Raw genomic sequence first — 26,604 nt, 5'->3', positions numbered from 1 at the left:
GGATGGAAAAAATGAAAATCAATGAGTTGATGCTGAAAGATGCCATGATCATGGACTTGCAAGCAACAGATAAAAAAGGTGCCATTGATGAAATGGTCGCAAAATTATATGCTGTCGGACGAATTTCAGATATCGAAGTCTACAAAGAAGGAATTCTTGCTCGAGAAGCTCAAACATCAACAGGGCTAGGTGACGGCATCGCAATGCCCCATGCCAAAAACAGTGCTGTCAAAGAAGCGACGGTCTTATTCGCAAAAAGTAATGCGGGTGTCGACTATGAGGCGTTAGATGGACAACCAACGTACCTCTTCTTTATGATCGCAGCACCAGAAGGAGCAAATGATACTCATTTACAAGCATTAGCAGCGCTATCGCGCTTATTGATCGATCCAGATTTCGTTGCTAAATTAAAAACAGCGACGACTGCTGATCAAGTACAGCAACTTTTCTCAGAAGCTGAGGCACAGCAAGAAGCCGATGCTTTAGCAGAAGAAGCGGCAAACCAAGAAGCAGCACCTGCTAGCGAACGTCCCTATATCGTCGCAGTTACAGCTTGCCCGACAGGGATCGCCCATACCTATATGGCAGAAGATGCTTTGAAAAAGAAAGCCAAAGAGCTTGGTGTTGACATCAAAGTTGAAACAAATGGTTCAGAAGGAATCAAAAATCGTTTAACAGAAGCTGATATCGCCCGAGCTACTGGTGTAATCGTAGCTGCTGATAAAAAAGTAGAAATGGATCGCTTTGACGGCAAACATTTAGTAAACCGTCCTGTCAGTGATGGTATCCGTAAAACCGAGCAATTAATCAATGAAGCAATGAGCGGAACTGCTCCTGTTTTTCATGGTAGCGGCCAAGCTTCTGATAAAGAGGATGCTTCTGCTGATGGTTCAGTCGGTCAACGAATCTATAAAGATTTGATGAATGGTGTTTCTCATATGCTGCCATTTGTTATTGCCGGTGGAATCATGATCGCTATTTCCTTCATGGTGGACCAGTTCATGGGTGTCCCTCAAGATGCCTTGAGTCAATTAGGAAACTACAACCAAGCAGCTTCTTGGTTCAATCAAATCGGTAGCGCGGCATTTGGTTTTATGCTACCTGTCTTAGCTGGATTTATCGCTTCAAGTATCAGTGACCGACCTGGATTGATCGTCGGTTTTGCAGCAGGTGCGTTAGCAAATACAGGTGGTGCTGGTTTCTTAGGTGCCTTGATCGGCGGTTTCTTAGCTGGTTACGTCATCAAGTTCTTACGTTCATTATTCAAAGGCTTACCAAAATCATTAGAAGGAATCAAAACGATCCTCTTCTACCCTGTTTTCGGCCTATTGATCACTGGCTTCTTGATGTTACTGATCAACGTGCCAATGAAAGCTATCAACGACGGTTTGAACAGCTTCTTGACTGGCTTAAGTGGTACCAACGCAGCTTTACTTGGCGCTTTGTTAGCAGCGATGATGGCAGCCGATCTAGGCGGCCCAATCAACAAAGCCGCTTATGTTTTTGGTACTGCAACATTGGCAACGACCGTTGCTGAAGGTGGTAGCGTCGTGATGGCATCTGTAATGGCGGGCGGAATGGTTCCTCCATTAGCAATCTTTGTCGCAACGTTATTGTTCAAAAATAAATTTACAAAAGACCAAAAAGAAGCAGGTTTGACAAATATCGTCATGGGGCTGTCCTTCGTCACAGAAGGTGCGATTCCATTTGCAGCAGCAGATCCACTGCGAGCGATCCCAAGCTTTATCGTCGGTTCTGCCCTGACTGGTGCACTTGTCGGTGCCTTTGATATCCAATTGATGGCGCCACATGGTGGGATCTTCGTTGTCCTATTATTATCTAAACCAATTTTGTTCTTGCTATTCATCTTGATCGGTGCGATCGTTTCTGGCGTCGTATTCGGTTTGTTGAAAAAAGCGCCTGAGCAAACAGCTTAATTGAAAAGACCCACAAGATCCTCGTGATCTTTGTAGTGACCCCAAAAAGTTAGACTTTTATGGAGTGGAGAAATCCACTCCTTTTTTGTACGATAAGATTAACTGTTAGACAGCTGTTTTTACAGCTTCTCGAAACTGAACCGGACTTCGCCAATTTAATTTCTTTTTGATGCGTTTATGGTTGTAATAATAGATATATTGGTCAATTTTTGTTTTCAATTCATCTAAACTCCGATAGACTTCTCCATGAAAAATCTCTTGCTTTAATAAACCAAAGAAGTTTTCCATAGGTGAGTTATCTAAACAATTCCCTTTACGAGACATACTCTGGAAGATTTTATGCTGCTTCAATTTATTCTTATAAGCATTCATTTGATAGGCCCATCCTTGATCTGAATGGAAGGTTCTACGAAATGGACAATCATTTGTCATCTGGATTGCTTCTTCTAATCCTTCCATTATGGCTAGTGCGTTTGGTTTTTCAGAAATCCGATAAGATAGAATTTCACTATTGTAGAAATCCATGAAAGGATCTAAATACAGCTTTTTCTGACGAACGACACCTGTGGTGTCTACTTCATAATACTTAAACTCTGTGGTGTCAGTTGTAATTTTTTGGTGACAGATATTTGTATAAAACCGACGATGAATACGATTTTTGGCGACAGTACCAACCTTCCCACGATAAGAATTGTACCGTCGAGATTTTCGAGTGTAAGACTTTACTTCGATACCTAGTTTTTTTATCAGGCGTTGAATCTTCTTTTTATTGACATGAATCCCTTGATTCTCTAATTCTTTTTTTAGTCGCAGACAGCCATAGTCTTTATGCTCTTTGCGAATTTCAAGCATTTTTTCTTCAATTTCTTGGTCTGGGTTTGGTCTGTCAAACCGTTTCTGCCAATACATATAGGTTGCTTTAGGAAATTTCAATGTTTCAAGAAGCTCAACTAGTTTGAATGATCCTCGGAGGCTGGCGATGATTCGTGCGATTGATTCTTGCGTCTTTGCTGGGCTTCCTGTTTTCGCAGCTTCCTCAACTCTTTTAAAAAGGCATTCTCAATTTGAAGGGATCGGACTTGCTTTTCTAATGCCTTGATACGCTCGCGTTCTTCAGTTGTTGTATTTTCTTTTTTGTTTTCTTTTTTTCTAGTCAAAGTAAGTGGTCGCCCTTTCTCTTTTGAGAGCCCCTCAATACCTGCTTCTCTGAAATTACGCATCCAATTGGCAATAAGCGCAGGGTTGTTCATTTCTAAAGTGCTAGCAACTTCTCGATAGGACATCTCACTTGTTTGATATAACTCTAGCGCATTTAACTTAAATTGAACAGAATATTTCTGATTTTGATGCTTTCTCAATAGACCTTCCTCTCCGTATTCACGATAGGCATTCACCCAATTACTTACTTGAGACTTGCTTGAAATACCGTATTTGTTGGCAAGATACCGATATCCGCCCACGCCACTAAGATATTCTTTAACGATTTTTAGTTTTAATTCAAAAGGATATTTTGCCATACAAATAACGACCCCCAAAAGTTAGATTTTTTGGTCTAACTTTTGGGGGTCGCTTCACTTGCGGGTCTTTTTCATTCTTGATTGGTAAAAAGCTGCTGCTCGACTAGCTTTTGGGTGTTCATAAAATACACTCGTAGTTTTTTCCCATCCTTCTTTAGATTGACCCATGTATATTTGCGCGTGCGGTGCAGATAGCCAAAATGAACATCAGGCATGGCCGCTTTCAAAGCATCTAGCGGTAAGTGCTTCAAAGCAGTCTCCGGCAAATAAAATTGCAGGCAAGCAGTATAGTCTTTAAAACGATCCTCTGAATATTCAATCTCAAGATGGCTACGAATATAGAATGAATAAGCCTCTACTCCATCGTCTATCGTTAGTTCTGGCTTTAATACGATATAATCCATCATGCGCAACCGCTCTTGATCCACCCAAGGAAAATACGCTTGGGCATTCAAATACCCTTTCACTCTCCGCTCTTGATACTCTTCGTTCACGAGGTCGAAGCTTCTGGTGACAAAATGTGTCGCGCTTCGTTTTGTTGTTGGCTGCAGTCGATCATTTTGGTATTGGATGGTTTGGATCAAGTGATCGCCAAAGGCATATTCAATATATGGTTCTCTCAAAATACCGACCCCGTTATCCCAAGTCAATTGATCGATTCCAGTTTGATCGCGAAACAATCGCTGGTAGGATAGATTCAATTCGTGATCCCACTGGAAAGGATCTCGATACAATTCCACCATCACAACCCCTTGGTCTCTTACCTGCACTTGCTCCACCTGCTGCGCATCAGTAATGATCACCTGAGGAATGATATGCGCGTAGAATGCCGAAAAGTACATGCGCCAGCAAGAAGTCAGTGTATAGCCATTGTAAAAGACGTCGTAACCAGAAAACTGATTGCAGTCGATGACGATTTCTTGTTCAAAGTTTTTCCGCTTCGGTAACGCGTTGATTTCAGCAATCGATTGAAAATTTTGCCTTTTCTCGATTCCCTCGACGTTATGCATCAAGTACTCATCATATGAACGCAAATAGCCGAACAAGCCATCTCTTTGCATCGTTTCATCGAAGTAACTTAAAATCACGGGTTTTTGCGTGGAAAATACGTCTTTCGTAAACAGGTGCCGTTGTAAAACAGCCTCTTGAATGATATGGATACTGGACTCATTTTGGCCGTCCGTCACAATCAATTCCGTATTGATTTTTTCAGGGGCGCTATGCAGTAGTTGACTGACCTCATCCAAATCATAAGGTTTCTTTGCTTGCTGATTGTAGTAGTATTCCGTCGGCTGATAGCTAAGACGAACCAAAGCGAACCAATTTTCAATCAACAAACGCAACTGTGCTGCTTCCATTTGGGTTGATTGTAGAAAGCCATAGATTTTTTCAGTTTTGATCATCGCTACCCCTCTTTTCTATCCCCTTTCTTTAATTATAGTAAAGGGGGAAACGATTGAACACTATTTCGCTTTTTTTTGATGAAATCTACCACCGTTCGTGGTAAACTTAAGGCGCTTGGAGGTGAACCTATGGGCTTAAAATTCCAACGAGAAGACTCGCTAGATAAAATGTTTGATGATTTTGCCTTTCTTCCCGATAACGACAAAGACAAGAAAAAGCAGGAAAACGATATTGAGCGTTTCTTGAAAAACGAATCTGATGAAAAGAAAAAAACACAACCTAAAGATAGTAAGAAAGCAGACTAATAAAAAAGGCAAAGGACGCGTCAGTCCCTTGCCTTTTTTTACTTGTCGAAATAGAAAATGAGCCACTGAAGCTACATAAGTTCAACGATCAGAATCATCATCTAGAGGTTTTCTTATAGCTCTTCATACAACATGCTTTGACGTAATCGCACCAAGCCAATGGTCAACAAGCAAAGAATAAAAAAGATGGTTGCTAAGATCGTCATCACGAAGATCACCACAAAAATCGGTGAGCTTGTAAAACGAATCATTGGTTCAAAGATAGTGGTTTTAATCAAGTCAGGGATCTCAGAGACTAAGAGTTGTTGAATCGCTTGGTTAAAATCTTCCGTTGATGAATTTGCGGGCAAAACAGCCATAAAACTCCCTACACCATAATTTGCGACCCCAATCCAAGCAATTGCGACATTTGCTAGAGCGAGCCAGCCAACGCCAAGATTACCGACAACGATCGAACCGATAGCAAGATTGCCAATCCCAACTAATAAGCCAAAGCAGAGATTCCCTATTGCAATGACACCGATACTGACTGTCCCAATTCCCAACATTCCGAAGGACAATAAGCCAATCGATAAAAAGCCTAAACTGACAACCCCCAAAGCAATAATCCCTTTGGCTTTGACACCAAGGCTAAACCAGCCGCTGGCAGTTGGTAGCTCTTTCATCAGCACAAAAAACGCTCGAACACTCGTCACTTGATTCAGTAATAAGAATAAATTGGGAATCAAAATGTGCATCAACGGAAGCCGCAGAACCGTCCGTTCACTTTTGTATTCATAATAGTAGGTTTCTTTCTTTTCTTTTAATAGGTCTTCCACTGGTGTGCCTAATAAATCGGCTAGACGGACCAATGTCTCGATGTCTGGCAACCCATTTCCTCGTTCCCATTTTGAAATGGCCTTATCAGAAACAAATAACCTCGCAGCTAATTCCTTCTGTGTTAAATTATGTCTTGATCGATACTCTTTTAATTTTTTACTTAATGATTCATGCATTCGACCACACCTCCTTGTTACAAGTTTAACAAATAACAAGGAGATTTTCGCTAAAATGGAGCAAATTCAGCACTCTACGCTGCGTAGAATAGCTTAAATCAGCTGATTTCCACTGTAAAATGAGAAAAACCGAAGCAAAGGACTTTCTTGCTTCGGTTTCCTAAATGATAATTATTTTATTGCTGCTTCAATCGCTTTCCACGCTTCTTCTTTTCCTTGTTTGGTAATGGAAGAAAAGAGGATAAACGTATCTGCTGGATCAAAGGATAATGCTTTTTTGATCATGCTTTCATGCTTGTTCCATTTCCCACGAGGGATTTTGTCTGCTTTGGTGGCGACCACGATCACTGGAATCTCGTAGTATTTCAAAAACTCATACATTTGAATATCTTCTTGTGAGGGGGCATGACGCAAATCAACAAGAGATACGACTGCACGCAGCTGCTCTCTTTGTTCAAGATATGTCTCAATCATTTTCCCCCATTTCGCTCGCTCTGTTTTCGATACTTTTGCATAGCCGTAGCCGGGGACATCGACAAAATGCAACGTATTTTCAATCAAATAAAAGTTCAGCGTTTGCGTCTTCCCAGGTTTTGATGAGGTACGGGCTAAATTTTTACGATTGATCAATGTATTGATGAAGGATGACTTTCCGACATTTGAGCGGCCTGCTAAGGCAATCTCCGGTAAAGGTGTAGCTGGATATTGTGCTGGAGAAACGGCACTGATGACGATTTCAGCATCATGTACTTTCATCGAATCGCTCCTTTCTATTTTTTCAAAAAGAAAGCCGGATAGCAATGAAACTATCCGACTTGGTCTCGATTAGACTGCTTTTTTGGTCTCTTCATTGTAAATGATTTTTGGTTCACCAAGTCCTTTTGCCGCTTCTTCCGTGATGGTGACTTTTTGGATCGACTCATCAGAAGGGACATTGAACATGACATCCATCATGATATTCTCGATGATCGAACGCAACCCACGAGCACCGGTATTTCGCTCAATGGCTTGCGCAGCAATGGCACGCAAAGCCTCTGGCTCAAATTCCAGCTCGGTGTCATCTAATGCCATTAACTTTTGGTATTGTTTGACCAGCGCATTTTTTGGTTCAGTCAAAATATGCACTAAATCATCTACTGTTAATTTCTCTAGGGCAGCCATCACTGGCAAGCGGCCAATAAATTCAGGAATCAAACCGAATTTAAGCAAGTCTTCAGGAATGATTTGCTGCATCACACTTTCGCCTTCTTCAAGACGCTTATTGTTCGTGCCAAAACCAATTGTTTTTTCACCTAAACGGTTTTTAACGATGGTTTCGATTCCGTCAAACGCCCCGCCAACGATAAAGAGAATATTGGTGGTATCAATTTGGATCATCTCTTGATGTGGATGTTTCCGTCCACCTTGTGGCGGTACACTAGCAGTCGTTCCTTCTAGGATCTTCAGCAATGCTTGCTGTACGCCTTCACCGGATACGTCACGAGTAATCGATACATTTTCACTCTTACGGGCGATTTTATCGATCTCATCAATATAGATGATTCCTTTTTCTGCCATTTCTACGTTATAATCAGCAGCTTGTAACAGTTTCAAAAGAATGTTTTCCACATCTTCACCGACATAGCCGGCTTCTGTCAAACTGGTTGCATCAGCGATTGCAAAAGGCACGTTTAGTGAACGTGCTAACGTTTGTGCCAAAAATGTTTTCCCAGAACCTGTTGGTCCGATCAAGCAAATATTGCTTTTTTGTAATTCTACATCTTCTGCTGTCGTTTCTACATTGACCCGTTTGTAGTGATTGTAAACCGCTACAGCCAATGTCCGTTTCGCACGATCTTGTCCAATCACATATTCATTGAGAACATTCAGTAGTTCTTGCGGTTTCGGCACTTCGGTAAATTCACGAATTGCTTCTTCGTAAAACTCTTCATCAATGATTTCTTTACACAAATCGATGCATTCATTACAGATATAGACCCCAGGACCTGCAACGATCTTTTTCACCTCTTCTTGCGTTTTGCCACAAAAAGAACAACGAACAGCTTCATTACCGTTTGTATTATCGTACATACTGTTCACCCCTTGAAAATTTTCCAACCTATTTAAAGGAGTGGAATTTTGTTTACTAACTTTGCAGTCTTAAACAATCATATCATAACTTTTTTGAAAGAAAAAGTTCTTTTTACGTTGCCTAACGTTTTCTTATCATTTGTTAGTAATTGTTAAACTAGCCCCTCTTACTCCCAAGAAAAAACGGCAAACACCGCTAGATGTTCGCCGTTTTTAAGCATTTTGCTTACGCTTCTTTTGCAGTACCTGTGACAAGTTCAACTGCTTTCTTCATCGTGATATCATGTTTCAACATGTCTTCTGTTAAGACGCGTTTGATTTGATCCACTGGCATGTTGTAAGCTTCAGAAAGTTCTTTGATTTCGTTTTCGATATCTTCTTCTGTTGCTTCCAAACCTTCTGCTTTAGCGATTGCTTCAATAACAAGGTTTGTTTTCACGCGGGTTTCTGCTTCACCTTCAAATTGTGTGTGCAGATCTGCTTCAGTTGAACCAGTTAATTGATAATACATTTCTGGTGAGATTCCTTGACGTTGCATGTTGTTCAAGAATTCATCCATTGAACGGTGTACTTCATCATGAACCATTGAATGTGGTAATTCAACGATTTCTGCGTTTTCAACTGCTTGACGGATCGCAGCTTCATCTTTTGCATCTTCAGCTGCTTTTTCTTTTGTTTCAGTCAATTCAGCACGGTATTTTTCTTTTAATTCAGCTAATGATTCAACGCTGTCATCAACGTCTTTTGCGAATTCATCATCTAATTCAGGAAGTTCTTTTGCTTTTACTTCGTGAACAGTTACTTTGAAGACTGCTTCTTTACCAGCTAAATCTTCTGCTTGATAATCTTCTGGGAAAGTAACGGTAACGTCTTTGCTATCACCAGCTTTTGTTCCTACTAATTGTTCTTCAAAACCAGGGATGAATGAGTTTGAGCCAAGTTCAAGTGAGTAGTTTTCACCTTTGCCGCCTTCAAATGTTTCTTCCCCTAAGAAGCCTTCAAAGTCGATAACGACTGTGTCGCCATTTTCAGCTGCTTCGTCTTCTTTGATAACTAATTCAGCTTGTGCTTCTTGTTCACGTTTGATGCGTGCATCCACGTCTTCTTCTGTTACTTCACGGTCTTGTTTTTCAACTGTTAATTCTTTGTAATCACCAAGTTTCACTTCAGGTTTTACAGTAACTTCTGCTTTGATAACCCAATCTTGGCCTTTTTCCATGCTGTCAACGTCGATTTTTGGTTGCGCAACAGGATCGATCCCTGCTTCTTTTACAGCAGCTTCATAAGCTTCTGGAAGAACAGCGTTCAATGCATCTTCATACAACGCTTCTTCGCCGTACATACGGTTAAATACTTGGCGTGAAACTTTCCCTTTACGGAAGCCAGGTACGTTAAGATTGCCTTTCACTTTATTGAATGCAGTCGTCAAGCCTTTTTGGATTTCTGCTTGAGCGATCGTAAATGTCAAAACACCATCATTGGTGCCTGTTTTTTCCCATTTTGCAGTCATTTATTTCCCTCCGAATATTAATTGATTTACATATGAAATAGCTTCATGCATACCTTTAAATAGTACACTAACGTTGTTTAATTGTAAACATTTTACCATGAAAGTTGCGAATTTTTCTTTCAGCGAATGCTCAATCGTAGGATATTGCGTAGGTGTCGTTTGCGTTCTTCTATTTCATTCACTGCTTTTGGCTGTTCTTTTTCTTCAAATAACCCACGATAATCTTCAATGTAGCTTGCCACCCATGCTTTTGCCTCCTCTTTTGCAGGTAAAAATGGGTAGCTGATGGCTAAATGATCATTGATCTCTGCTGAGACGCTTTCTGCTAAAATCGGATCTTCTTGGGCGATCGTTTCGTCAATCTCTTTCTGGATCGCTTTAACAGCGGCATCTTCTTGCAAAAGTTTTAACTCTTTCGGAACGATTCGCTGCATATTCCCAAGGTAATCGATCAGTTCAAAAGGTTCGTCCACTTCAAGACGCACGAGCTCATCCACTAATTTGGGCAGTAAATATGGATTTTTGATGGAAGCTAACGTTTCATGCATCAGCGTGACAAATTGTGGTTTGGTAATGGCTTGGGTAAAAACGTGCCATTCTGTTGCACTCACCGGTTGATTGGCTTCATCTAATGCACGTAAATGCTTGCGTTTCCCATGAAAATCTTCCAGTCCTAAAATTTGCTGAACTTCTTCTACCTTTGCTAATTCACTTGCTAACTGTTCCTGATAGCGGCTTGCAATTTTTGTTTTTTTACCTAATGTAAGCCAGCGCCGAGCTTTTAAATACTGACCATCCAAGATCAGCAGATGACCAATTTGTAAATACCCGTCGGTTTCTTTTAGATAATCATCCAAATAGTCTTCCGCCAGATCTAACGCTTTGGCAAAATCATTCAACTGTTGCAGACATTCAACCAGCCATTGATTGATCTCAAAACTGGCATTTTTTTGATAGAGTTCATTGTACAGGCAAAAAGCTTGCAAAAACTCCTTTGACTGGTAGGCTTTTTCTGCCGCCAGCCGAAGCCGTTCATTTGGTCCTGGGAAATCAATCGTCTCGCCCATTCTCGATCCCTCCTTTACTACTTGCTTGATCTGCTAGTTAGTTTTGTGCGCCAATCATTACGTGATTGGCATCCACTTGTTTATTGAAAGCTTTGATCAGATTAATGGTCACCACACTGGTTTCTGCAAAATAATCCGCAGCCTGCTGCTTATTTTTATTAAAGGCGATCGGTAAATAACCAAGATAAAAGAAAAGATTGAATTGTAATACGTAGCGTCCGCAAAGCTCGCGAATCAACACAGTTTGCCAGCTGAGTTCTTCCTCTACAAAAGAAACCACTCGAATGCCAAAAAGCATTTTTCCAATCGTTTGACCATGATTTAGCTTTGTCATTAGAACAAAATAGCCTAGATAGATTGCTAAGGCACAGATGTTGTAAAGGCCGAACCGCTGATTGGTTGCCGTTAAATTCGCTAGATTGTAGATACTACCGATCGTTATTTGGGTAATCGCTCGGATTACCAACACATCAACGAGATAAGCAAAGAAACGAATCCAAAACCCAGCAAAAAAGTAGCTAGGAAAATCATTGAAGAACCGTCTGTCTTCTGCCTGTTTTTCAGGTTCTTCATACCGTTGCCAGGCTTGTTGTTTTTCCTCGATCTCGCTTTGGGTATACTCTTCTTCCCTAAAAGACGTCAAGACTTGTTGGTAAAAATCATCGGGATGATTTACTTGTGCGTTCCTCATCGCTTTGTTGGCACTTACTGGTTCGGTTGTTTCTGAAACCTGTGCCTCAGTTGGCACATCCGTATGACCGGTTGACGGTGTCGAGGTTTCCCGCTGTTCCCTTTGATCGATTGACGTACTTGTGTGATTGTCATCCCTTGACGATGTGCCAGCGGAATACTTGTTTTTCTCTGTCATAGTCATTCACCTCCATAGTAATAAAGAGGTTTCGGAGCATCGCTGGTTCCAAGGCTTTCCATCAATTGGATCACTCGCTCTGTGTTTGATTCTTTTAATCCTTGCAGTTCGGCTAAACTTGAACCTAACCAAGTAGAAGCAAATCCAGTAGAGGAAACATCATAGCTGAAAATCTCGGCATCTTCCAAGCCTAGATCTGCTTGCATTGCTGCTAATGTATCTTCAGGAAAACCGATTTCATCCACTAAACCAACGGACACTGCTTGCTGCCCATCATAGATGCGGCCATCAGCGATCTTTCTAACGGCTTCTTCTGTCATGCCACGTCCTTCTGCTACGATTTTTACGAACCGACCATAGGCATTGTCGACATAGGTCTGCAAGACTTCCTTGTCGGCTTCTGTGGGTTTTCTCGTTGATGAACCTACATCTTTTAGTGCGCCACTTTTATACGTATTGTCTTCGATCCCTAGCTTTTCGAATAAGCCAGCATAGTTTAGCCCTGACATGATCACCCCGATTGAACCAGTAATGGTTTCATCCGTTGCAAAAATTTTATCAGCACCTGCCGAGATATAATAACCGCCACTGGCTGCCATGTTTTTCATACTGACATACATTGGAATCCCTAACTCTTTGATTTTTGCTAACTCACGAGCGATCTCCGCACTTTCATAGACGCCGCCTCCTGGGGTATTGACTTCCATCAAGATGCCCCCAATAGTTGGATCTTCTTGGATCATCCGTAGTTCTTCTAAAAATCGCTGATGATCATAAGATTCTGTTGTGAATAAGCCACCACTGGAGCTGCTGGCGATGGTTCCTTCTAAAGATAAGCGAACAATACGATTGTCTTGATCTCCGGCAACTAACGTTGTCTCTTCGATCGCATTACTTCCGTAGAACAAAGCATTTAACCCTTGCAGCGTTTGAGTTTCCTCTTGCTCTGGACGATTTGTGATTACTGAAAAAACCCCCGAGCAGATAAATAACCCTGCTGCGATCGCCGCTGCGATCCATCTTCTTTTATTCATTTTCCCACCTAACTTTTCACCTTTCCCATTTTTAGTATAGATTTTTGATGACGATCACTGCTTCTTCGTCTCCAACCGCATCAAATTTCTCGCTTTTTTCAGCTAAGACGTAGCCACCAAAAAATTCCTTTGTCAGTTCATCCTGGACTTCGAATGTTTGCGCGGTTTCCACGGTGACTGATCCAGGCAAAATTTCTTGCAAGCTGTCCCAGCCCGTATCCAACATGACCTTTGTTTCATCTGTGACATTAGGATCTTTTTCTATCGCAGCTACCATTTTCTTTAGCTCTGAAAAAGTCATACAATTTACAAATTCTGGCATTTCATTCCCTCACTTTCTTACTTTTTTATTGTAGCGAACTTAAAAAAAAAAGCATAGCTTTATGAGGAAATTTCTTGGGAATCTTATTCGACAAAGCTATGTCAGCTGTTTTGATTTCCTTTAAACAGGTTCAAATCAACCTTACCAATAACTATACCAATTATTTTTATATAACTTTTAGTTGACAGAAACAGGAATAAATATTATGATATTGCTTGTATTTCTATAAAATATCTCACAAGGAGGATAGATAGACCAATAAGGATAGCGCCTGATCTGGAAACAGATGACGAGGAAAGAGTTTATCGAAACATTCGGCGGATGACTCTAGGGACTGCACTCTACAGGCAAGAACAAATCTCATCGTAAGGTGATGACAAAGACTTGCTACGCAGATAGAAATACATAATGCCAAACTAAATTTTTTGAAAGTAGGATTATCATTATGTGTGGAATTGTAGGAATCGTAGGAAAATCAAATGCAGAACGAATTATTTTGAACGGATTGGAACGCTTAGAGTATCGCGGCTATGACTCAGCAGGTCTTTATGTCGCTGATCGGACTTCGGATCACTTAATTAAAGCCCAAGGAAGAATCAAAAACTTGGAAGAAAAAGTGACTTCTGAAGTAACAGGAACGATCGGTATCGGACATACCCGTTGGGCGACCCACGGCAAGCCATCAGAAATGAACGCTCATCCTCACACTTCAGCAAACCAAGCACTCGTGTTGGTTCATAACGGTGTGATCGAAAACTTTGAAGAGCTTCATCAAGAATATTTAAGCAACCACCAATTTGAAGGTCAAACAGATACGGAAATCGTTGTTCATTTGATTGAAGCATTGAAGGAGCAAGACAACAGCACGACCAAAGCAGCCTTTAAAAAAGCTTTGTCCTTGATTCGCGGCTCTTATGCCTTTGCCTTAGTAGAAAAAAATGATCCAGAAACCATTTATGTTGCCAAAAACAAAAGTCCTTTATTGATCGGTTTGGGAGATGGGTTCAATGTCATCTGCAGCGATGCCTTAGCAATGCTCGATCAAACGACTCATTTTGTTGAGATCGAAGATGGCGAAATGGTGACCGTAACAGCCGATGCGATCGAAATCGAAGATCCAAAAGGAAACCTTGTGTACCGTGAACCTTATGAAGCACAACTAGATCTGACTGACATCGAAAAAGGAACATACCCTTACTACATGTTAAAAGAAATCGATGATCAACCAACTGTGATGCGCCGCTTGATCCAAGAATATCAAGGAGAATCTGGTGAAGTAGTGATCGATCCAGCGTTAAAAAGCGAACTTTTAGCTAGCGATCGGATCTACATCATTGCTTGTGGTACTAGCAATCATGCGGGCTGGGCAGCAAAAGCCATTTTAGAAAAACTAACACAGATCCCTGTTGAGGTTCATTTATCTAGTGAGTTTGGCTACAACATGCCATTGTTGTCAGCAAACCCCTTCTTCTTGTTCTTATCACAAAGTGGTGAAACGGCAGATAGCCGTCAAGTATTAGTGACGATCAACCAGTTAGGTCTTCCTAGTCTGACGATTACCAACGTTGCTGGTTCTACTCTTTCTCGAGAAGCGAACCATACCTTATTGCTTCATGCTGGTCCAGAAATCGCTGTTGCCTCTACAAAGGCGTATACTGCACAGATCGCAGTGATGACGTTATTAGCAAAAGCCATTGGTGATGAAAAAGCTGTTCCTGAAGCATTGGACTTTGATGTTTTCCATGAACTAAGCATCGTTGCTTCTGCAATGGAGGCTTTAGTGGATGAAAAAGCTGTTATCAGTCAATTTGCTGAGGATTTCCTTTCCGAAACCCGTAATGCGTTTTACATTGGACGTGGAAATGATTACTATGTATCGATGGAAGCGGCATTGAAATTAAAAGAAATTTCTTATATCCAAGCGGAAGGCTTTGCGGCTGGTGAATTAAAACACGGCACCATCGCGTTGATCGAAGAAGGTACACCAGTGATCGGTGTGATCACGGAAGAAGTGACCGGCTCTCATACGCGAGGCAATTTGAAAGAAGTCGAATCTCGTGGGGCTCATACCCTTGTGATCGTTAGCCAAGAATTAGCAAAAGCGACTGATCAAATCATTTTACCAAACGTTCACCCATTGGTAACAAGCTTAGTGGCAGTCGTTCCAACACAGCTGCTGGCTTACTTTGCCACTTTACAGCGCGGATTCGACGTTGATAAACCAAGAAACTTAGCAAAATCCGTTACCGTTGAATAAGTTTTTTAAAAGATTGAAACCGAATTGGTTATTTTCTGTATAATAAAAAGAACTCCTCGTCCGATGACTCGATCGTTCATAGGGGTTCTTTTTTTTCTTGTTTTCAGTACAACAAATCCGAAAAGACTTTTAAAAGCAACTATCCTTCGCAAGGCTTGCCCACTGCGTCTCCTCTGTTAAACGTTGCCGACAAATTCGTTGACAAGTTTCTCTAATTCGCAAGTTGGCTTCTTGCTGGTAAGTAGACAAAAGAAGACGACCAAAGGATATCTTTGATCGTCTTACTTCTTCATTTATTCCGCACCGATTTCCTCTCGAACGACCGCTGCGATTTTTTCAACATAGTAATCGACTTTTTCAATGGTTGGCGCTTCTGCCATCACCCGAAGCAATGGTTCTGTTCCTGAAGGACGAACCAAGATACGGCCTTCGCCGTTCATTTCTGCTTCTGTCTCTTCCACGATTTTACGGATAGCTGGAACATCCATCGCGCCATTTTTATCTGTCACTCGAATGTTGACAAGTTTTTGTGGATAGATCGTTACCTCTCCTGCTAATTCCGACAGTTTCTTGCCCGTTTGTTTCATGATATTCAATAGTTGAATTCCTGATAGCAAACCGTCACCTGTCGTATTGAAATCCAAGAAAATCATGTGACCTGATTGCTCGCCACCAAAATTATAATCGTTTTTACGCATTTCTTCGACGACATAACGGTCACCGACTTGTGTGATGACATCTTTCAGTCCAATTGCTTCCACTGCTTTATGGAACCCTAAATTGCTCATGACTGTTGTCACGATCGTTCCTTGGTTCAAGCGCTTTTGCTCCGCTAAATATTTCGCACAGATATACATGATTTTATCGCCATCAACGATGTTTCCTAGTTCATCTACTGCGATGACCCGATCACCATCTCCATCAAACGCAAGACCAGCATCCGCCCCTTTTTCAACGACAAATTCAGCTAACGCTTCAGGGTGAGTCGATCCCACACCATCATTAATGTTCAACCCGTCTGGAGACGTCCCCATTGTGAAGAATTCTGTTTCTAGATCGGCAAACAAACGATTGACACTTGTTGCTGTTGCGCCATTTGCTGCATCAACACACACCGTGATTCCTTCCAAATCATCAGGAATCGTTTGACGTAGAAATTGAGAGTATTTCAACAACCCTTCTGGAAACTCATCCACTGTTCCTAAGCCATCGGCAGAAGGACGTGGAAGCGTATCTTCCGGTGCATCAAGTAATGCTTCAATTTCAGCTTCTTGTTCATCGACTAATTTAAAGCCATCATTCCCGAAAAACTTGATGCCATTGTCTTGTGCAGGATTGTGAGAGGCAGAGATCATTACACCTGCACTCGCTTTTTGCACTTTCGTCAAGTACGCAACACCCGGTGTAGAAATAACACCTAATTGGAATACCTCGATCCCGACAGATAATAGTCCAGCAATCAATGCATTTTCTAGCATCTGTCCAGAAATCCGTGTGTCCCGTCCCACCAAAACGCGGGGACGGCGGTCACCAGTTTCATGTTGACTTAATACATAGCCGCCGTAACGACCTAATTTAAATGCTAATTCAGGTGTCAACTCCTTGTTTGCTTCTCCTCTAACACCATCAGTACCAAAATATTTTCCCATTTTAATAACCTCTCTTATTCATTCTCTACAGTCAAACGACTAAGAACTGCTTGTCGTCGTGCTGCTTGCGGAATTCTCTGTTTGTTCTTGCGTCGTGTCGACTGTCGAAGAATTGGCTTGAGAATTCGCACTGTTCGTTGCTTCATCGCCATCATTGTTTGATTGATTCTCAGTAGTTGTTTCTGCAACCGGAGTGATTTGGATAGTCACTACTGTTGGATTGATCGTTGTTCCCTCTGGTACTGGAATCGTTACTGTCCGTTCGGTCGTGGTTGTGATCTCACTAACATCCACTGGGACACCGATCTGCTGGGTCTCATCCAAAATACTTTGTGGTCCTGTTAGCACCGCACTGATACTACTCATCCGGTAGATGTAATGAGAGATCCCATCTGGTGTTGTCCCCTGTTGAGTGACAAACAATTCAATTTCTTTGCTTGGTGCTTCCATCATCAATACCACATCGACCGAATCTGGCTCAGGAATGATCGCTAAAGGATTGTTTTCACTATCCCAAGCCTCGATCGTTCCATCCACCGTGATCGAATCGCCAGTAATATCATCTGGATTCACGATCGCTACCACTCGGTCAATTTCTGCCAGTGTCTTGTCGCCAGTAGTGATCTCTACTTCTTGCGGTTCAACACTCATTGAATCAACGCCGTAACCACTCGTTGCTCCATCAGTCGAGATGACTGGCTCAACGGTAAACGTTTGGGTGACTTTTTTCTCGATCGTCACAGTGACGGTTTTGGGTTCGATTTCGGCTGTCACACTTGAGCTAAGATTTTTCACTTCTAAAGGGACCTCATGGGTTCCTTCATCAAGTCCAGTCAAATCAGCAACTACTCGAAAGCTCCGCGTTTCCTCGCTACGTTCAGCATTCAATTGCACCCGATTTCGACTAGACAAAGTCACGTCTACTGTTGTTTCAAATCCTTGGATAAAGTATTCATCTGTGTCATAGGTGGTCTGAATCGGTACATTATCGATCTCTTCCTCATAAGGATTTGAAGTTCCTGCAAGGTTGACTTGCAGGCTTGATCCGCTGGCGATGAAAAACAGAACCAGACTAAAGAACAGCGCTAGTATACCATAAAATACGTTTTGACGACGTTCTTTCTTGATCATTTTCTTCCTCCTTTGTTGACCCCTTCAAAGAAAGATTGCAGCAAGTTGCGTTTACCAGGCTTTTCTTCTGGCACTAATTCGCGATTCAATACGTCGAGATACTCTTGTCGCGAAAGCTCAGTAAGCATCCGATTATTCAGGGTAATACTGACGTCTCCCGTCTCCTCTGAGACGATAATGGTCAACGCATCACTAACTTCTGAAATCCCGACAGCCGCTCGATGGCGCGTCCCAAATTCTTTGGGAATCAACGGACTTTCTGACAGTGGTAAGTAGGCACTAGCAACAGCGATCTTATCATCTCTTAAGATGACTGCACCATCGTGTAGCGGTGTATTGGGAATAAAAATATTGATCAGTAATTCGCCCGTCACGTCCGCATCTAAAGGAATCCCCGTTTCAATATATTCTTCTAACCCCGTCGTCCGTTCGATCGTGATCAATGCACCAATTTTTCGTTTTGCCATATATTGAACAGCTTTGTCCAACGCTTGGACCAACACTTCATCCCGTCGTTTTTCATTCTTAGAAGTCTTGAAGAAAGAGCTACGGCCAAGATGCTCCAGCCCTCGTCGAATTTCTGGTTGGAAAATAACAATCGCGGCGATCACCCCATATGTGATGACTTGATCCATCAACCAAGATAGCGTCTTTAATCCTACGATACCTGCCAAAAACCTTAGAACAATGAATAGGCCGACGCCTTTAAACAACTGGATCGCTTTTGTTCCTCGCACAAGCTGGATTAGCTTATAAACCAAGTACCAAACAACGATCACATCTAAAACATTTACAAAAAATGACCAAGAAAATATATCAAATGAGAGCAATTCTCTCCAATAATCTAAATTAAAAAAATCCCTGAAATTTATCAACATAAACAGCCTTCCTTTATTCTTAAGACTTCAGATAATAGTATAACATAGGACCTCTTCAAAGATTTGAAAAAAAACAAATTTATGAAAAAGTTTTGAAAAAATAAACAGCTCTTTTACTTAGTTTACCATTATCCTGAAATCATTGTTTGTCAAAGGTCTTAGAAGATTTCATCTAAACGAGCTTCTTGCACTCATTTCTTAGGAAAAACAACAAATGACCCTAAAAAACGGGTCAAACCGTTTTTCAGGGCCATCCCTCAGCGAGCGATTACTCTTGCTGACGGCGCTTTGCGCGCGCTGCACGCCGTGCTGCTCTTTCAGCGAGCTGTTCTTCGCTTAACGGCTGTTTTTCTCTTCGTACACGCTCCGTTTTTACTGCCGTTGGTTGTTCTGCATCAGTACTTACCTTTTTTTCAAGCTTTGCTCGTATTTTTTCTTCTTGACCTGCTAAGCGGGCATAGTTGTAGAAACGAGTTTTCGCATCTGAAACGGTTTTTTCAAACAACGCTTGCGCCGCATTCGGATTGGCAGACTGCAAGGATGCAAATCGAACTTGTGTCTGCATAAAGGCAGGCATTTGATCAAATGCTGGCTTTTTGAAATCGAGTGTCATTGGCTGTTTCCCTTTTTCTGCCAACAGCGGGTTATAGCGGTAGAGACTCCAATACCCCGATGCAACTGCTTCTTGTGCTTCTTTCAAGGATTGACGCATTCCGCCTGCAAGACCGTGGGTGATACATGGCGTATAGGCAATGATGATTGACGGTCCTGGGAACCGCTCGGCTTCTTCAAAGGCTTTGATCGTTTGCATTTGATTGGCACCAGATGCGATTTGTGCGACATAGACATGTCCGTAGGTCATCGCCATCATTCCTAAATCTTTTTTGGAAACAAACTTGCCACTTGCAGCGAATTTAGCAATGGCCGAAGTCGGTGTCGCTTTAGAGACTTGCCCCCCTGTATTAGAATAGACTTCATTATCTAACACGAGAATATTGACGTCTGCACCAGAAGCGAGAACATGATCGATACCGCCAAACCCAATATCATATGCCCAGCCGTCACCGCCTATCATCCATTGGCTTGGCTTAACAAACAAATCTTTCTCCTGCAAGATTTTGTTCAGCTGAGGTGCTGTGGCAGCTTCAGCTTCTAAGGCGGCGATCAATTTTGCTGCTCGCTGTTGCGTCCCAGCACTTTCTTCTCGATGAAGGTCCCAATCATCAATCAAAGCCTGCAATTCTTCTGATACATTGGCTTTCAACGACTGCAGCTGGGCCGCTAATTTCTCCCGTCGGGTTTGGTTGGCTAAGAACATGCCATAGCCATATTCGGCATTGTCTTCAAACAACGAGTTTGACCAAGCTGGCCCTTGTCCTAAGTGATTGGTTGTATAAGGGGAAACTGGTGAGGTTCCACCCCAAATCGAAGAGCAGCCGGTCGCATTGGCGATCATCATGCGATCACCAAACATTTGGGTCAATAGTTTCACATAGGGGGTTTCCCCACAGCCCGCACAAGCACCAGAGAACTCCAACAAAGGTTTATTGAATTGAGAGCCCAAAACAGTTCCTGGTTTTGCTGGATTTTCTTTTTGACGTAAAGTCATCGCAAAAGCCCAATTTAAAGCTTGTTCTTTTTGTTCTTCGTAAGGACGCATCGTCAAAGCTTTCCCTTTGGCGGGACATGCTTCCACACAAAGGCCGCAACCTGTACAATCTTCAACGGAAACTTGAATTCGATATTTTTGCCCATTCGCGCCTCGCATCTCTCTGACGATAAAGCCTTCAGGTGCTTCGGTTAATTCATCTTCATCTGCCAAAAACGGACGGATCGCCGCATGAGGACAGACAAAAGCACACTCATTGCACATGGTACAGCGATCTGATAGCCACTCGGGCACTTCAACAGCGATGCCCCGCTTCTCAACCGCTGTTGTCCCGACAGGGATCACCCCTTCAGTCATTTGATTTCGTACGAGGGTACCCACGCTTAGTTGGTTGCCTTCTTGACGGTTGATGGGTTCCACGATTTCCCGCACAAATTGTGTTGTAGCAGTGGATGTCCTCTTCGGTACTTCGATCGTTGCCCACTTGCTTGGAACAGGGATTTCTTGTAATAATTCGATGGTGCGATCGATGGCTGCTTGGTTCTTTTCAACGATCGCCATCGATTTGTGCCGATAACTTTTCAGCGCCTCTTCTTTTAAAATCGGCAAGATTTCCTCGGTCGGAATGATGTTTGCCAAGTAAAAGAAGGCTGTTTCCATCGCGGTATTGATCCGCCCACCTAAGCCGACTTCCATTGCCAACTGCATGGCGTTAATGGTATAAAAACGGATCTCGTTTTCAGCAAGATAACGTTTCATTTTCTTCGGTAAATTTTTTAAGATTTGCTCTTGTGACCAGGTCGTATTTAATAAAAAGGTTCCGCCTTTTTTGAGTCCTTTCAGCAAATCATACGTATGCAAATACGCAGGCGTATGACACGCAACGAAATCCGCGTGTTCGATCAAATAGGTAGAACGAATGGGGGTATCCCCAAATCGCAGATGAGAAACCGTTAGACCACCAGATTTTTTCGAATCATAATGGAAATAGCCTTGTCCATATTTTTCGGTATGGTCACCGATGATTTTGATTGCTGACTTATTTGCCCCGACGGTCCCGTCAGAGCCGAATCCCCAGAATTTCGCTTGGAAGGTGGATGGATCAGTTAGATCTAGCGTGCCCTTTGATGGCAACGACATTTGCGTCACATCATCCGTGATCCCAATGGTGAAGCGTTTCTTTTGGCTCGCTTTTGGCTTGAGCAATTCGTCATAAACGGCAACGATTTGATCAGGTGTCACATCTTTTGACCCAAGACCATAGCGTCCACCAATGATCGTCGGCCGAATCGCTGCATCATACATGGCACTTTGCACATCCAAAAGCAATGACTCGCCATTGGCACCAGGTTCTTTGCTGCGATCCAATACAGCGATACTTTTAACGGTAGCAGGAAGTTTTTCTAAGAAGACTTCTAGTGGGTATGGTCGATACAAATGGATCGACAAGACCCCCACCTTGCGGCCTGAAGCGCATAAATGATCCACCGTCTGCTGGATCGTTTGCGTTGAGGACCCCATCGAAACGATGACTTCTTCGGCGTCCGAAGCACCATAATAATCCACTAAATCATAGTTGGTTCCTCTTAAAGCATTGATTTTTTTCATGTAAAAACGAACGATCTCAGGCAATGTTTGATAATGCTGATTGATCGTTTCCCGCTGTTGAAAATGGATATCAGGATTTTGATTCGTTCCACTCGTCGTCGGGTGATTCGGGTTCATGGCTTTTTGTCGAAAGGCAGTCAATTTTTCATGATTGACCAACTGTGCCAATTCCTCATAATCTAAGACCTCTATTTTTTGAATCTCATGACTGGTTCGAAACCCATCAAAAAAATTTAAAAATGGGATATTGGCTTCGATAGCTGCTAAATGAGCGACTGGCGCTAAATCCATTACTTCTTGAACACTGCTTTCCGCTAACATAGCAAAGCCTGTTTGTCGGGTGGCCATTACATCGGTATGATCTCCAAAAATATTCAAAGCATTGGTGGTCACTGCTCGGCTGGCGACATGAAAGACGCCTGGCAGCATTTCCCCAGCAATCTTGTACATATTTGGTACCATTAATAAAAGTCCCTGGGATGCCGTATAGGTCGTCGTTAAGGCGCCCGTTTTTAATGAGCCGTGAACCACACCGGCCGCCCCTGCTTCAGATTGCATTTCAACCACTTTCACCGGCTGCCCAAAAAGATTATGCTTTCCTTGAGCAGACCACTGATCCACTAATTCAGCCATGGTTGAACTAGGGGTTATCGGATAGATCGCCGCAAGTTCCGTAAAGGCATAGGAAATATAGGCTGCTGCCGTATTGCCATCCATTGTTTTTCTTTTTCTCATCTATATAACTTCCTTTAATCATCATTTTGCACAATAAAACACAATTCATTATAGCTGAAAATCAAGGAATATAAAAGCACAGTCAGGGGATTTTTCTTAATTTCGTGAAACTAAATACATAGTATTCAGCTCATTCTCCTCCTCTTTTCACAGACTTAAATCAAAAGACCTGAGGCTTTTCTTTCAGTAGAAACTTCGGTAAACTAAAAGAAAAAGGAGGAATCTTAATGGATATTTCAATCATCAAAGCACAGGAAACAAATGCGGTAACAGGGATACATATCGGAGACCCTTCCGCTAAACCGATCGTCGAATTTATGAATTTGCGCTGTCCTTATTGTCGGCAATGGTTTGAGGAATCGTTACCGATCTTAAGTGAAGCTGTCGCAGCTGGGAAACTACGCCGTGTCATCAAATTATTCGACAAAGAAAAAGAATCATTGCGACGAGGCAATGTGATGCACCGCTTTGTTTCCAGTACAGATCCTCAGGCAACGATCGCTGAGATCACAAAAATTTATCAAACACAAGACGAATGGGGGCATTTATCTTTACCTGAAGTGGCAGAATATGCGAAAAATACCTTAGGGCTATCTGAACAAAACCATCCTGCGATCGCAGGAGAAATTGTGGAAGAAGCGAAAGACGCCAACATTCAATTTGTGCCAACGATTATCTTAGATGGGCACATTTTTGATGAATCGATCTCTGCTGAGGAATTAACTGCATTGATCAATGAATAACCACTAACAAAAAACAGGAGCCGATTTGACGCGAACTTCCACGTCAAATCGGCTCCTGTTTTTTGATTCATTTTTATTCCATTCGACTAACTGACTTGTTCCCGAAGATGATCGGCAAATTCGTTGATTTTGCGAATGCGATGATTGATTCCTGATTTCGAGATCGCTCCTGATGGAATCATTTCCCCTAGCTCTTTCAAGCTGACCTCGGGATGTTCCAAACGCAATTCGGCGATTTCTTGCAGCTTTTCAGGTAAAGCTTGCAAGCCAACTCGATCTTGAATAAATTCGATATTGTCGATCTGCTTCGAAGCAGCGTCGATCGTTTTGTTCATATTGGCGGTTTCGCAATTCACCAAACGGTTGACTGAGTTACGCATATCACGCACGATCCGCACGTCCTCGAATTTCAGCATGGAATTGGTGGCACCGATCAGTGTCAAAAAATCAGCGATTTTCTCAGCGCCTTTCAAGTAAGAGATATACCCATTTCTGCGTTCTAATGCACGGGCATTCAATCCATATGCGTTTAGCATATCGCAAATATCTTGGTTATGCTCCTCGTAGATGGAATAGATCTCTAAATGATAGCGGCTGGTTTCTGGATTGTTGATGGACCCAGATGCCATGAAAGCGCCTCGTAAATAGGAACGCATTTTTTGAGTATTGCCCATGATCTCATCAGAAACATGGCTTTGAAACATCAGCCCGTCCATGATATCTAAGTCCAAAAGCACGCGCTGTGTATCTTGCTTCAAACGAACGATGTAAACGTTGTTCTTTTTTAATTTCATTTTACGACGGACCAGCAATTCGCTGCGCACGTCGTAATGATCTTTTAGTAACGAATAGATGCGTCTGGCGATCGCCGCGTTTTCTGTTTGAACGTTTAAAACAAATTGTTGGTTGTTGATACTTAATGACCCATTCATCCGAATCAAAGCGGCCAATTCTGCCTTGGCATGTTCGCGATGAACTTCTAATGCGGTCAATTCTTTTTTTACTTCTGCTGCAAAGGACATAAAAAAATCCCTCCTTTCTTAGATTTTGGCCCCGTAAACGATACGTAGAAGTTCTTCAATCACTTTATCTCCGTCATGAAAAACTCCGCCATCTCTAAGCTCCAGAAAGTCAGCTGAAATGACACGGCTGGCTTCTTCTCGCAGTCCTTGGAAATCGTGTTTCACTTGTACAAGATATTCATCATAAATCTCTGGGTCCATATACCCTTCTGGAACTTTCTCGGTGTTGACTAACACCGTATCAATAAAGGGTTTGCCTAAATGCTTATGCAGGACCCGCACATGGTCGGCATCACTAAAGTGTTCAGTTTCACCTTTCTGGGTCATGATATTACAAATATAAACCGTTTCAGCTTGTGTTTCCAACATTGCTTGGCCGATCTCGCTAATCATGAGATTGGGCAAAATACTAGTAAAGAGACTACCAGGACCCAAGACGATCATATCTGCCTCCATAATTGAAGAAACAACTTTACGAGCTGCTTTCGGCTCATCATTATTTTCTTGATTACGAACAAAGACCCGATCGATCGTTTTGCGATCAACCGCGATCTTGGACTCTCCTACCGCTTCGGTGCCGTCTTTAAAAACAGCGTGCAACACCAATGGCAGATCTGACGAAGGATAAACTCGTCCATCGATATGCATGATTTTTGACAAAATTTGAATGGCTTCATAGGTACTGCTGCGCATTTCAGCAATCGCCGCAATTATCAAGTTCCCCAGGGCATGATTGGCTAAAAATTTGTCTTCGGCTTTAAAACGGTATTGAAAAATATCATTATACAGTTGCGGCATATCAGATAGAGCCGCCAAAACATTGCGCAGATCCCCCGGTGGCGAGATAGAGGAAACCAAATTGCGAATCTCTCCGCTGCTACCGCCATCATCAGCGACCGTAACGATCGCTGTGATGTCGACACCCTGATTCCGCAAGCTCTTCAGGATGACTGGTAACCCAGTTCCGCCACCTACCACAACGATCTTCGGCTTTCTGATCCGGTACGTTTTCATTTTCATGAACGATTCACCGTCTCTTTACGCTTATCTTTGTCGCGATGAGTAATATTGACGCGATAGTCTTCTGCCAAAACCGCACCGATGCGCTCAGATAATGCAACTGAACGGTGTTGGCCCCCAGTACAGCCGATAGCCACCGTCAAGCTGCTTTTGCCTTCCTTGACATAGCCTGGCATGATCGTTTGCAACAGTGTACTAAATTGCTGATAGAATTCTTCCGTTTCTGGAAAAGACATGACGTACTCATACACGGGTTCATCTTTACCTGTTAAGGGACGCAACTCTGGAATGTAATGGGGATTCGGTAAGAAACGAACATCCATCACGATATCAGCATCGATCGGCAAGCCATACTTGAAGCCAAACGAAAGTATTTCAATACGAAACCCTGTCTCATGAGAAGCACGAAATTCTTGATTGATTTTTTCTCTCAATTGCCGTGGGGTCAGCGTCGTTGTGTCGATAACAATACTGGCACGCGTCTTCAAATCGTTTAAGATCGCTCGCTCTTTGCGAATGCCTTCCGTAACTAAGCCATCCATCGCTAATGGATGTGCTCTTCTCGTTTCTTTGTATCTTGACACCAATTCATTGTCCGATGCATCTAAAAAGAGCATCCGGGTGTCGATAAAATTCGTGTTTTCAATATCGATCAGCATACTTTGGATTTCTTCAAAAAACGATCTTGAACGCAGATCGACAACTAAGGCAATTTTTGTCACTTTTCCTGATTCTTTGATCAGTTCCCAAAATTTAGGGATCAAGCTTGGGGGCATATTATCGATACAAAAGTACCCCATATCTTCAAAACTCTGGATAGCGACCGTTTTGCCGGCTCCGCTCATCCCAGTAATAATGACCAATTCTAAATGATCCACTTCAGTCATAGGTAGAACTCCTTGTATATTAGAGTTAGGGTTTTA

General features: G+C 42.4%; 21 protein-coding genes. 4 read left to right on the top strand and 17 right to left on the bottom strand.

Features of this window, described 5'->3' with window-relative positions; genetic code table 11:
- Positions 1–11: 11 nt before the first annotated feature.
- Positions 12–1,937: a PTS fructose transporter subunit IIABC gene (locus IGK14_RS07340; protein WP_010748178.1), complete on the top strand. Its 1,926-nt coding sequence runs from the start codon at positions 12–14 to the stop codon at positions 1,935–1,937.
- 105 nt (positions 1,938–2,042) lie between these two features.
- Here the strand turns inward: IGK14_RS07340 and IGK14_RS07335 are convergent.
- Both IGK14_RS07335 and IGK14_RS07330 read right to left on the bottom strand, forming a co-directional pair.
- A protein-coding gene (locus tag IGK14_RS07335; RefSeq protein ID WP_438711948.1) for an IS3 family transposase occupies positions 2,043–3,454 on the bottom strand; the annotation gives its coding sequence in 2 pieces (ribosomal slippage) (positions 2,043–2,986 and positions 2,986–3,454; 1,413 coding nt in all).
- A 71-nt stretch (positions 3,455–3,525) separates the two neighbouring features.
- The gene (locus tag IGK14_RS07330; RefSeq protein ID WP_015509617.1) at positions 3,526–4,857 is read right to left on the bottom strand and encodes a hypothetical protein; all 1,332 of its coding nucleotides are present in this window, start codon (positions 4,855–4,857) and stop codon (positions 3,526–3,528) included.
- Between the two features lie 129 nt (positions 4,858–4,986).
- On the opposite strand from IGK14_RS07330, the gene IGK14_RS07325 reads away from it, so the two are divergent.
- Positions 4,987–5,163 (top strand): SPJ_0845 family protein, encoded by a 177-nt coding sequence (locus IGK14_RS07325; protein ID WP_010748176.1) that lies wholly within the window; start codon positions 4,987–4,989, stop codon positions 5,161–5,163.
- 113 nt (positions 5,164–5,276) lie between these two features.
- On the opposite strand, the gene IGK14_RS07320 is transcribed toward IGK14_RS07325, so the two are convergent.
- From IGK14_RS07320 to IGK14_RS07285, 8 genes are all read right to left on the bottom strand, one after another.
- On the bottom strand, positions 5,277–6,158 hold the full coding sequence (locus tag IGK14_RS07320; RefSeq protein WP_010748175.1) for a helix-turn-helix transcriptional regulator: 882 nt from the start codon (positions 6,156–6,158) through the stop codon (positions 5,277–5,279).
- Positions 6,159–6,329: 171 nt separating this feature from the next.
- Positions 6,330–6,914, bottom strand: a complete 585-nt coding sequence (yihA, locus tag IGK14_RS07315) for a ribosome biogenesis GTP-binding protein YihA/YsxC (RefSeq protein ID WP_005225967.1) — start codon at positions 6,912–6,914, stop codon at positions 6,330–6,332.
- A gap of 69 nt (positions 6,915–6,983) precedes the next feature.
- Positions 6,984–8,228, bottom strand: a complete 1,245-nt coding sequence (gene clpX, locus IGK14_RS07310) for an ATP-dependent Clp protease ATP-binding subunit ClpX (RefSeq protein WP_010748174.1) — start codon at positions 8,226–8,228, stop codon at positions 6,984–6,986.
- A 226-nt stretch (positions 8,229–8,454) separates the two neighbouring features.
- Positions 8,455–9,738: a trigger factor gene (gene tig / locus IGK14_RS07305; protein WP_005225965.1), complete on the bottom strand. Its 1,284-nt coding sequence runs from the start codon at positions 9,736–9,738 to the stop codon at positions 8,455–8,457.
- Positions 9,739–9,857: 119 nt separating this feature from the next.
- Positions 9,858–10,805, bottom strand: coding sequence for a hypothetical protein (locus IGK14_RS07300; RefSeq protein ID WP_010748173.1), 948 nt, complete (start codon positions 10,803–10,805; stop codon positions 9,858–9,860).
- A gap of 37 nt (positions 10,806–10,842) precedes the next feature.
- Complete coding sequence (locus tag IGK14_RS07295) at positions 10,843–11,673, bottom strand: RDD family protein (RefSeq protein WP_010748172.1); 831 nt, start codon at positions 11,671–11,673, stop codon at positions 10,843–10,845.
- 2 nt (positions 11,674–11,675) lie between these two features.
- The gene (gene sppA, locus IGK14_RS07290) at positions 11,676–12,707 is read right to left on the bottom strand and encodes a signal peptide peptidase SppA (protein ID WP_010748171.1); all 1,032 of its coding nucleotides are present in this window, start codon (positions 12,705–12,707) and stop codon (positions 11,676–11,678) included.
- A gap of 31 nt (positions 12,708–12,738) precedes the next feature.
- Positions 12,739–13,029, bottom strand: coding sequence for a hypothetical protein (locus IGK14_RS07285; RefSeq protein WP_005225961.1), 291 nt, complete (start codon positions 13,027–13,029; stop codon positions 12,739–12,741).
- Between the two features lie 445 nt (positions 13,030–13,474).
- Here IGK14_RS07285 and glmS point away from each other — a divergent pair, with 445 nt between their 5' ends.
- Positions 13,475–15,286 (top strand): glutamine--fructose-6-phosphate transaminase (isomerizing), encoded by a 1,812-nt coding sequence (glmS, locus tag IGK14_RS07280; protein ID WP_010748170.1) that lies wholly within the window; start codon positions 13,475–13,477, stop codon positions 15,284–15,286.
- A gap of 293 nt (positions 15,287–15,579) precedes the next feature.
- Here the strand turns inward: glmS and glmM are convergent, their stop codons facing one another.
- The 4 genes from glmM to nifJ form a co-directional block, all read right to left on the bottom strand.
- Positions 15,580–16,935 (bottom strand): phosphoglucosamine mutase, encoded by a 1,356-nt coding sequence (glmM, locus tag IGK14_RS07275; protein ID WP_005225959.1) that lies wholly within the window; start codon positions 16,933–16,935, stop codon positions 15,580–15,582.
- Between the two features lie 39 nt (positions 16,936–16,974).
- Positions 16,975–18,066, bottom strand: coding sequence for a CdaR family protein (locus IGK14_RS07270; RefSeq protein ID WP_010748169.1), 1,092 nt, complete (start codon positions 18,064–18,066; stop codon positions 16,975–16,977).
- The gene (cdaA, locus tag IGK14_RS07265) at positions 18,063–18,944 is read right to left on the bottom strand and encodes a diadenylate cyclase CdaA (RefSeq protein ID WP_010748168.1); all 882 of its coding nucleotides are present in this window, start codon (positions 18,942–18,944) and stop codon (positions 18,063–18,065) included. Before cdaA ends, IGK14_RS07270 begins: the two co-directional genes overlap by 4 nt.
- Before the next feature lie 268 nt (positions 18,945–19,212).
- Positions 19,213–22,896 carry a pyruvate:ferredoxin (flavodoxin) oxidoreductase gene (gene nifJ, locus IGK14_RS07260; RefSeq protein WP_438711944.1) on the bottom strand — a complete coding sequence of 1,228 codons (3,684 nt, stop codon included), beginning with the start codon at positions 22,894–22,896 and terminating at the stop codon, positions 19,213–19,215.
- A gap of 227 nt (positions 22,897–23,123) precedes the next feature.
- Between nifJ and IGK14_RS07255 the strand changes: the two genes are divergently transcribed.
- Entirely contained in the window at positions 23,124–23,639 is a 516-nt protein-coding gene (locus IGK14_RS07255; RefSeq protein WP_438711942.1) for a DsbA family protein, read from the top strand.
- Between the two features lie 86 nt (positions 23,640–23,725).
- Here IGK14_RS07255 and whiA read toward each other — a convergent pair whose 3' ends face one another.
- Genes whiA through rapZ form a run of 3 tightly spaced genes read right to left on the bottom strand, consistent with a single transcriptional unit; the run spans position 23,726 to position 26,568 of the window.
- A complete protein-coding gene (whiA, locus tag IGK14_RS07250) occupies positions 23,726–24,661 on the bottom strand; it encodes a DNA-binding protein WhiA (protein ID WP_005225954.1) in 936 nt (311 codons plus the stop codon).
- 18 nt (positions 24,662–24,679) lie between these two features.
- Positions 24,680–25,681, bottom strand: a complete 1,002-nt coding sequence (locus tag IGK14_RS07245) for a gluconeogenesis factor YvcK family protein (protein ID WP_010748165.1) — start codon at positions 25,679–25,681, stop codon at positions 24,680–24,682.
- Positions 25,678–26,568 (bottom strand): RNase adapter RapZ, encoded by an 891-nt coding sequence (gene rapZ / locus IGK14_RS07240; RefSeq protein WP_005225952.1) that lies wholly within the window; start codon positions 26,566–26,568, stop codon positions 25,678–25,680. The genes IGK14_RS07245 and rapZ overlap by 4 nt, the downstream gene beginning before the upstream one ends.
- Between the last annotated feature and the right edge of the window lie 36 nt (positions 26,569–26,604).

The sequence above is a fragment of the Enterococcus sp. DIV0970a genome (assembly GCF_051711265.1).
Taxonomy (GTDB): Bacteria; Bacillota; Bacilli; order Lactobacillales; family Enterococcaceae; genus Enterococcus_D; species Enterococcus_D casseliflavus.
Note: the sequence above shows the minus strand (reverse complement) of the source record. Positions and strands in the feature narration are given on the sequence as shown.